Here is a 7,412-nt window from a genome sequence, read left to right as displayed (position 1 = left end):
TGGTAGAATCGATTTTATCGAAAGAGTGGCCTTTTTTCAATTTTTGAATACCTTATTTTGGTTAATCAACAGGCGTGAAGTACTAACTTTAAAGTGCGTACTATTTTTTATCCGGGATGCGTTTATACTTAAGAATACCGTGTCCGGCGGGCCGCCATATGAGTTCAGGTTACGCAGGGGCAGAACTACATTGTAACTCTCCCGTTGGACGGTGTAAACCGATGCGGCAGGCGCAGGCAAGGCAACAAGGAAAGGATGATAACGATGCCGAGGCATGATGCGCTCGCGTTTCATACGGGCGATTTAAGCGAGCAGGAAATGTACAAGCTGATGATCGGTTCGGTTGTACCGAGGCCCATTGCGTGGGTTTCGTCCAAAAGCAAGGACGGCGTTCTTAATTTGGCGCCCTTTAGCTTTTTTACAGTCGCTTCCCGAAACCCGCCCACGCTGCTGATTTCCATTGGACCGGGCGTAGGTGAACGGGAAGGTACGGTGAAGGATACGCTGACCAATATTCGCGAGGTCGGTGATTTTGTCATTAATGTGGTTTCCGAGCCTCTGGGCGAGGCGATGCTGCTTTCGTCCGCTAATGTCGGGCCGCAGAAGAACGAGTTCGAGCTTGCGGGAGTCACGCCGCAGCGTTGCAAGAGCGTCGATGTGCCGGCGGTGCTTGAAGCGCCGATTGCGTTCGAACTGAAGCTGGATCGAATTATTCCCGTAGGCGGGGATCATCTGGTTCTTGGAATCGTGGAGCGCGTACAAGTGGATTCCGCCGCCTATGCAGGAAACTTTAAAATAGCAACGGAGAACTTGAAGCCGCTGGCAAGCTTGGCCGGGGATTTCGCCGGGCTGACGTCCACTTTCTCAATCGATCCAAAGCATCGTCAAGAATAAGAATAAAAAGCTTTGACGGCGGCGGAAATGTTCAGTTCCCCCGGCTGGATGGGAGTGGAGGGCGCAGCGGCAAAAGTTGCGATCTGGTACGGGTGCGGTTCGATGCCATGCGACATCTCTTGAATCCGAAGCGGGGTAGGATGAAGCGCTACGCCCATCGCTTTCGCAAGGGTCGCCGCCTTCTGGCGGCTGCTGTGGACTGCCATCGTCAACGCCTGATGGTAATAAGTCTCCGGATGAGCCGAAGCAAACTGGATGCCGGATACCGTATTCGCCCCATGGCGAACCGCCGTGTCCACAATAACTCCCGTCTGCTCGATCTTATCCGCGGTCACTCGCAGAAGGTGGGTGACTTTGTAGCCACGGAACATTTGAACCCCGTCCTTGTAGTTATATTGGATCTCGATGCCGTACTGGACCGTCTGCACCTTTTCCTTCGGAATCCCAAGCTGGAAAAGCGATTGGAGGATGCCTGACACCGCTGCGGCATTCTCGGTCTGCGCTTCGCTCAGACTCGCCTTCTCCGTGATTGCCCCCAGTGTAATCAGCGCCCGGTCCGGGGCCGCAGCAACCATTCCTTCGCCCGAAACTTCGATGATCTTCCTGGAACTGTCGGTCAAAGCCGTCGTCGTATTCATTTCGAATCACCTTCCTTAAAATAATTGATCTACTATCCAATGTATTTCGATTCGAAGCTCGTATGAACCGTGATACGTGCAAGACTTCATTTCAGCATTTCAGGTAAGGCCACGAAATTGTTTCCAGCTGACAAGTGAACATCGATGATTCCCGGAAGAGCCGCATGACGCGGCCCTTCTTTGTTTGCTTGCTTGACTCGGGGATTCAAAACTCATATTCCATTTACGGAACCTTCGGCCGGAACCAAATTCCGAGCAGCGCAAATAAGACATACGCGCCGCCAAGCCAATAAAACATGCTGTGGACGGAGAAATACTGCATGCTGAAGCCGCCAATATTCGGCCCGGCGATACTCCCGATGCTGAACAGTACGGAGGCGATGACGTTCGTACGGGGCAGCATCACTCTCGGCACCACATCCGCCGCGTAGGCAAGCCCCAGCGTAAAGAACGAGCCGACAAGCCCGCCAGCCAGGCCGAACAGAATTAGCATCAACAGCAGATTCCCCTGCGCGACGAACGGGACGGCTGCGAAGGCCGCCCCGCCGATCAGGCCAGCCGTGATCAGGATCGGCTTGCGGCCCCACCGGTCGCTCCATATGCCAAGCGGCAGCTGGAGGATCAGCGAACCGATCCCGATGACCGGCAGCAGCAAGGAAATCCATGTGTCGGAGATACCCGTGCGCAAACCGTAAGCGGGAAAATTGCTATTCATGGACGATTCCATGTATCCGTACAGGAAAGAGGTAAGCAAAGCGTACCAGGCCAGCCGGAACACAATGGGATAGGTGACTCTAGCTTGCGCCCCCTGTTCCCTCTTCCCCGTTTCCGGGTGCGCATTGGGCAGCCGGCTCACGAACAGCAGCGACACGGCCGCGCACAGCATCGTCGCCAGAAAAGGCGCCCACATGCCGTACGGCAGCAAGTTGATGCCAAGCGGCCCCAGGCTGAATCCCGCCCCGTAAGCCATCCCGTAGAACGAGATGTACCGGCCTCGCCGATCCGCCGGGGAACGGGACACGATCCAAAGCTGGGTTGCATAATGCAGACCGCTGTCTCCAACGCCTACCAAAAACCGGAGCACAAGCCATACCCAGAAATTAGGGAATGCCGGGAATAAAATCAGCGCGACAAGCACGAGCAGGATGCCGACGACGATCACCGGTTTGTAGCCGAAACGGCGCACAGGCTTCTCAATCCAAAACATCGTGGCAAAAGTTCCGATGTACAGAGCGGCCGCATTCAAACCGTTCACCCCGGTCGAGACCCCCGTTTTGTCAAGCAGCAGAGTAAGCAGCGGCAGCAGAAGCCCCTGGTTCATCCCGGCGATAATGACTACGGTAATCAGCGTAAGATAATGCCGGAGCGGAAACGGGGATTCCAAGCCGCGTTCATGGGATAACGTCAACAGTAACTCTCCTTCACGACTTCAATTCAGGATGCCTTGATTATTGTAGCTGATCTTTGGTCAAAAATCGACCGTTGACGCATATTGTTGATAATCAAATGTATTGTACAACAAAATGCACCGCTTTTTTGATCATCCATGCCCAGCGGCGCATTTTATTTAGGCCCGGTGTCCGTTTTGGCGTTTGCGGCCCGCTATGGTAAAATCACCCTATACGGAAACGAACAGGAGGGAAAGAGATGATTAGAGATTTGTTGGGAAAAGCAGTTTCGATGGGATTGGGCTTTGCCGTGGTCAGCAAAGAGCAGGCGGAGAAATTCGTCGACGAGCTGGTCAAAAAAGGAGAGCTGAACAAGGCAGAGTCGCAGCAGTTCGTGGATGACTTGGTACGCAAAGGAGAGGAAGCCCAATCCACGCTGGAGGAGAAGGTGCGCGGCTATATGCGTCAGGCGCTGCATGAGATGAACTTGACGACCAAAGACGATTACGTCCGGCTAACGCAGCGCATCGGAGAGCTTGAGCGCCGCGTGGCCGAGCTGGAAGGCAAGCAGCCCGAAGCCGGCCAAACCTTACCTCCCGCAAGCTCATGAGTCTCGGACGGAAAATCCGGCACCTGCAGAGGTACCGCGACATTGCCAAAGCGTTCGCCCGCAACGGTCTCGGCTTCCTCGTCAAAGAGCTTGGACTGCCCGATCTGCTTGCGGGAACGCGCATCGGCTTGAACGAACGGCGGGAGGCCCGGTCGCGCTCGATCGGCGAGCGCATCCGGACGTTTCTGGAGGAGCTTGGCCCGACCTTCGTCAAAATCGGCCAAATCGCCAGCACGCGTCCCGATCTGCTGCCCGCTCATATTATCGACGAGCTCGTCAAGCTGCAGGACCGGGTTCCGCCCTTCCCTTTCGAACAAGTGCGCGAAGTTCTGGAAAGCGAGCTCGGCGAGCCCTTCGAGAAGCTGTTCGCGGAATTTCAAGAGACGCCGATTGCCGCGGCTTCCATCGGGCAAGTCCATCTTGCCCGGCTGCATACGGGCGAGCCGGTCGCCGTCAAGGTTCAACGCCCGAACATTCGTTCCATCGTTGAAACGGATCTTGAAATTTTGGACGATTTGGCCCGCCTGGCCGAGCACCGGCTCGACTGGGCGGCCAAATATCAGGTGCGCGACATGGTGTACGAGCTGTCCCAGTCGCTGCGCGCCGAGCTGGACTATACGAACGAAGGCCGCAGCGCGCAGCGGATGGCGAAGCCGTTCGAGCGCGATTCGGATGTATGCATACCGGCGATTTATTGGGATTATTCGAGCCGCAACGTGTTGACCATGGAGTATCTGGAAGGCGTAAAGCCTACCGAAACGGAACGTCTGCAAGAGCTGGGGTACGAACCGAAAAAGCTGGCCGAAACGATTGCCCGAATTCTTTTTCAACAAATTTTTGTGGAAGGCTTCTTTCATGCCGATCCGCACCCGGGCAATATTATCGTGCTCCCGGGCGGATCGATCGGACTAATCGACTTCGGCATGGTCGGGCGTCTTACCCCGATGATGAAATATCATTTCGGCTCGCTTGTTATTGCCCTGCGGCGCAACAGCACCGACGGCATTATCAAGGCGATTGAAGGCATCGGCATCATTCCCGACGATGTCAACATGGACTCTCTGCGCGCGGATGTGGACGAGCTGCGGGAGAAATACTACGACGTGCCGCTCAGCCGCGTCAAGCTCGGCGAATCGGTCAACGATCTGCTCGCCGTCGCCTACGAACACCGTGTCCGCATTCCCGCCGACCTAACACTCCTCGGCAAAGCGATTCTGACGCTTGAAGGCGTCGTCACTTCGCTGGACCCGACCTTCAGCATCATTAGCATCGCCGAACCGTTCGGACGAAAGCTGTTCGCCGAAAGGTTCAGTCCCCGCAATGTGGCCGACAGCGTGCGGCATCAGATAAACGAGGCTGCCGCCCTGCTGACGGAGACGCCGATGAAGCTGCGCGAGCTGCTCGGGATGATGAAGAAAGGCAAGCTGCGCTTTGAAATATCGATCGCCGAGCTGGATGCCTTGATGCGAAAAATGGACCGCATCAGCAACCGGCTATCGTTCAGCATCGTCCTGCTCGCTTTCAGCATTATTATGGCCGGTCTTATTATCGGCTCGTCGCTTGGCAGACAATCGACCTTACTGTGGAATTTTCCCGTCATTGAAATCGGCTTCTGCGTCGCCACACTGATGTTTCTAGGGCTGCTGCTTTCGATTTTCAAGTCGGGACGGTTTTGACCGCAGCCGAATGCCCTAACCAGTTCAGCAACGCTTGCGGCTTAGCGCGATTGGGGCTTCTGTTTCAGCCATTGAAACGGAGTCGTCTTAAAGAACAGATTCGGATTGACCGGAACGTTGTGCGCCCAGAACGTAAAGTGCAGGTGCGGTCCCGTCGAGAATCCGGTCGAGCCCACCAGCCCGATAATATCGCCCCGTTTCACCCGGTCCCCTGTTTTCACCTGAAGCTTGGACAAATGCGAGTACTGGGAAAACAGATTCATTCCATGATCGATATAAATCGTATTGCCCGACAAATAAAAGTTGTCCGCCAGCGCTACGATGCCGTCATTCGCCGCTTTGATCGGGGTGCCTTCTTTGGCCGCCAAGTCGATGGCCATATGGGAGCTGGCGAACTTGCCGTTCACATAGCGGGTATGGCCGAACGGCGTCGTCAATCTCCCCTCGATCGGCTGAATAAAGGACCCGGAGAACAGGAACCCAGGCTCCGACTTGCTTCGCGCGGCATCGATTTTTTTCTGGTCGGCTTCGATTCGCTTCGTATCCTGACGCATGCTTTCCATCTTCTTCGTTACCTTGAGCTGCTGCGTTTCGAACTTTTTATCCTTGATCTTCAGCATCTGATCGCCAATCGGGTACGAGCCGGACTTGGTCTTCATCGGCACCGGAAGGTAGGTGAAATACCCGGCTTCGAACGGCCGCAGCTTATACGTCTTCCCCTGCCAAGCGACTTCGCCGGGCTTATCGTGCCGCACCAGCACGACGTCGCCGGGACTGGCCGTATCCGGCAGGAGCGTCCAAGCGGAATCCATCGCCTTCTTGGCTTGCTCGGGCGAAGCATACAAAGCCGTTTCCCGGCTAATCCGCTGCTGACGCTGCTTTTCTTCCTGCAGCGCATCCTTCACCGCAGGCGTCACCTCGGCATGCCAGGTTTGTCCCCCGTCCGTGGTCACCAGCAGCGGGTTGGCCAGACCCGTTCCGGCCGAGACAAGCGCCCAGCCGGCCCGGTCGGTTACAAATTGCGCCTGCTTCACGGGGTATTCTTTCGCTTGGTAAGCAACCGTTGTGAGCGTTTTGACATTGGCTGTCGAAGCGCTTGGCCTATTCGTACCGGATGCCGCTGCATCCGGAAGACCTGAAGCTTGCTCCGTCCAATGAGCTCCTCCGTCCTCCGTCACGCTGCTTGTGCCGTCCGCATAACGAATCCAGCCTTTATCCAGATCGGTCATACGAAAATCGAGAATTTCGCGTCGGACCGGGGCTTGTTTTTCGGCAACCTCCGGCGCAGCGCCCTTCCCGGACGCAAGCAGCCATGCAGGGGTTTCGCCGCCGTACGTAACCAGTACCGCACAAGAGGCGGCAAGAGCCGTTCCGGCGAGCAAGTACCCTATCTTTTTAGAACGCGGCTTCATCGTTCTGATCTCCTCCAATTCAGCTTCTTCCATAATCTATGACTTTATCATAGAAGCAAGCCGATTGTCCAAGCCGCGCACGGAAGGCAGAGCCACAAGACTACGATAGTTGATCTTACCGCTTGAATTAGTGGCCCAGAAACGCATTTAGCATCCAGACGTGCTTTTCCAGACTCGAATGAACGGCCAGCAGCAGATCCCCCGTCGTTTCGTCCTGAACGGACTCGGCGTATTTCATGCCTATCTTAAGCTCCGCGACGATCAGATTAAAATCGTTCACCAGCGAAGCCACCATCTGTTCCGCCGTCTCCTCGCCTTCCGCCTCGCGAACCGTGGCGAGCCGGAGACTTCCGCTCATCGTCGCGACCGGCTTGCCACCCAACGCCAGCAGCCGCTCGGCCAACTCATCCACATGCAGCGCCGCTTCCGTATACAGCTCCTCGAATTTCGTATGCAGCGTGAAAAATTGAGGACCTTTCACGTACCAATGGTAATTATGCAGCTTGACGTACAGGACCGACCAGTTGGCGATCTGGTTGTTCAACAGCGCAGTTAATTGTTCATTCATGGATGATTCCTCCTCGAATTTTATACTTAGATTAAGTCTAAATTCATATACTGATTGTAGCATCGCCCTGCCTTTCTTTCATGAAGAGAACATGAGGATCGGATGAAGATTTGGTGAAGCTTGGCAGCGTTATTCGGCTTGAATTTCTGTGATTGCGAAATGTCTGTGATTTGGATCACCAACAGGTCGTGATCCTTCTCACTGTTCCGGCGAATCGAAAGAGGTA

The 7,412-nt window shown here is 55.2% G+C and carries 7 protein-coding genes; 3 read left to right on the top strand and 4 right to left on the bottom strand.

The window, feature by feature from the left end; genetic code table 11:
• Positions 1 to 264: 264 nt before the first annotated feature.
• Entirely contained in the window at positions 265 to 894 is a 630-nt protein-coding gene (locus tag NLX71_RS06600) for a flavin reductase family protein (RefSeq protein WP_254362691.1), read from the top strand.
• On the opposite strand, the gene NLX71_RS06595 is transcribed toward NLX71_RS06600, so the two are convergent.
• A complete protein-coding gene (locus NLX71_RS06595; RefSeq protein ID WP_254362690.1) occupies positions 885 to 1,532 on the bottom strand; it encodes an SIMPL domain-containing protein in 648 nt (215 codons plus the stop codon). The two genes, NLX71_RS06600 and NLX71_RS06595, sit on opposite strands and share 10 nt — an antisense overlap.
• Positions 1,533 to 1,755: 223 nt before the next feature.
• Positions 1,756 to 2,940: an MFS transporter gene (locus tag NLX71_RS06590; RefSeq protein WP_254362689.1), complete on the bottom strand. Its 1,185-nt coding sequence runs from the start codon at positions 2,938 to 2,940 to the stop codon at positions 1,756 to 1,758.
• Positions 2,941 to 3,179: 239 nt separating this feature from the next.
• On the opposite strand from NLX71_RS06590, the gene NLX71_RS06585 reads away from it, so the two are divergent.
• Positions 3,180 to 3,530 carry a phasin family protein gene (locus tag NLX71_RS06585; RefSeq protein ID WP_254362688.1) on the top strand — a complete coding sequence of 117 codons (351 nt, stop codon included), beginning with the start codon at positions 3,180 to 3,182 and terminating at the stop codon, positions 3,528 to 3,530.
• Entirely contained in the window at positions 3,527 to 5,206 is a 1,680-nt protein-coding gene (locus NLX71_RS06580) for an ABC1 kinase family protein (RefSeq protein WP_254362687.1), read from the top strand. The genes NLX71_RS06585 and NLX71_RS06580 overlap by 4 nt, the downstream gene beginning before the upstream one ends.
• A 41-nt stretch (positions 5,207 to 5,247) precedes the next feature.
• Here NLX71_RS06580 and NLX71_RS26530 read toward each other — a convergent pair whose 3' ends face one another.
• Both NLX71_RS26530 and NLX71_RS06570 read right to left on the bottom strand, forming a co-directional pair.
• A complete protein-coding gene (locus tag NLX71_RS26530; protein WP_302058101.1) occupies positions 5,248 to 6,618 on the bottom strand; it encodes a peptidoglycan DD-metalloendopeptidase family protein in 1,371 nt (456 codons plus the stop codon).
• Between the two features lie 127 nt (positions 6,619 to 6,745).
• Positions 6,746 to 7,186 (bottom strand): Dps family protein, encoded by a 441-nt coding sequence (locus tag NLX71_RS06570; protein WP_254362686.1) that lies wholly within the window; start codon positions 7,184 to 7,186, stop codon positions 6,746 to 6,748.
• Positions 7,187 to 7,412 lie beyond the last annotated feature (226 nt).

The sequence above is a fragment of the Paenibacillus sp. MZ04-78.2 genome (genome assembly GCF_024213375.1).
In the GTDB taxonomy this organism is placed as follows: domain Bacteria; phylum Bacillota; class Bacilli; order Paenibacillales; family NBRC-103111; genus Paenibacillus_G.
The sequence above is the reverse complement of the archived record's forward strand: the minus strand, read 5'-3'. Positions and strand labels throughout refer to the sequence as shown.

Bases quoted from the DNA above. Each gene is read 5' to 3' on its own strand.
- NLX71_RS26530 (WP_302058101.1), bottom strand. From the start codon at position 6,618: ATGAAGCCGCGTTCTAAAAAGATAGGGTACTTGCTCGCCGGAACGGCT.
- NLX71_RS06595 (WP_254362690.1), bottom strand. From the start codon at position 1,532: ATGAATACGACGACGGCTTTGACCGACAGTTCCAGGAAGATCATCGAA.
- NLX71_RS06585 (WP_254362688.1), top strand. From the start codon at position 3,180: ATGATTAGAGATTTGTTGGGAAAAGCAGTTTCGATGGGATTGGGCTTT.
- NLX71_RS06570 (WP_254362686.1), bottom strand. From the start codon at position 7,186: ATGAATGAACAATTAACTGCGCTGTTGAACAACCAGATCGCCAACTGG.
- NLX71_RS06580 (WP_254362687.1), top strand. From the start codon at position 3,527: ATGAGTCTCGGACGGAAAATCCGGCACCTGCAGAGGTACCGCGACATT.
- NLX71_RS06600 (WP_254362691.1), top strand. From the start codon at position 265: ATGCCGAGGCATGATGCGCTCGCGTTTCATACGGGCGATTTAAGCGAG.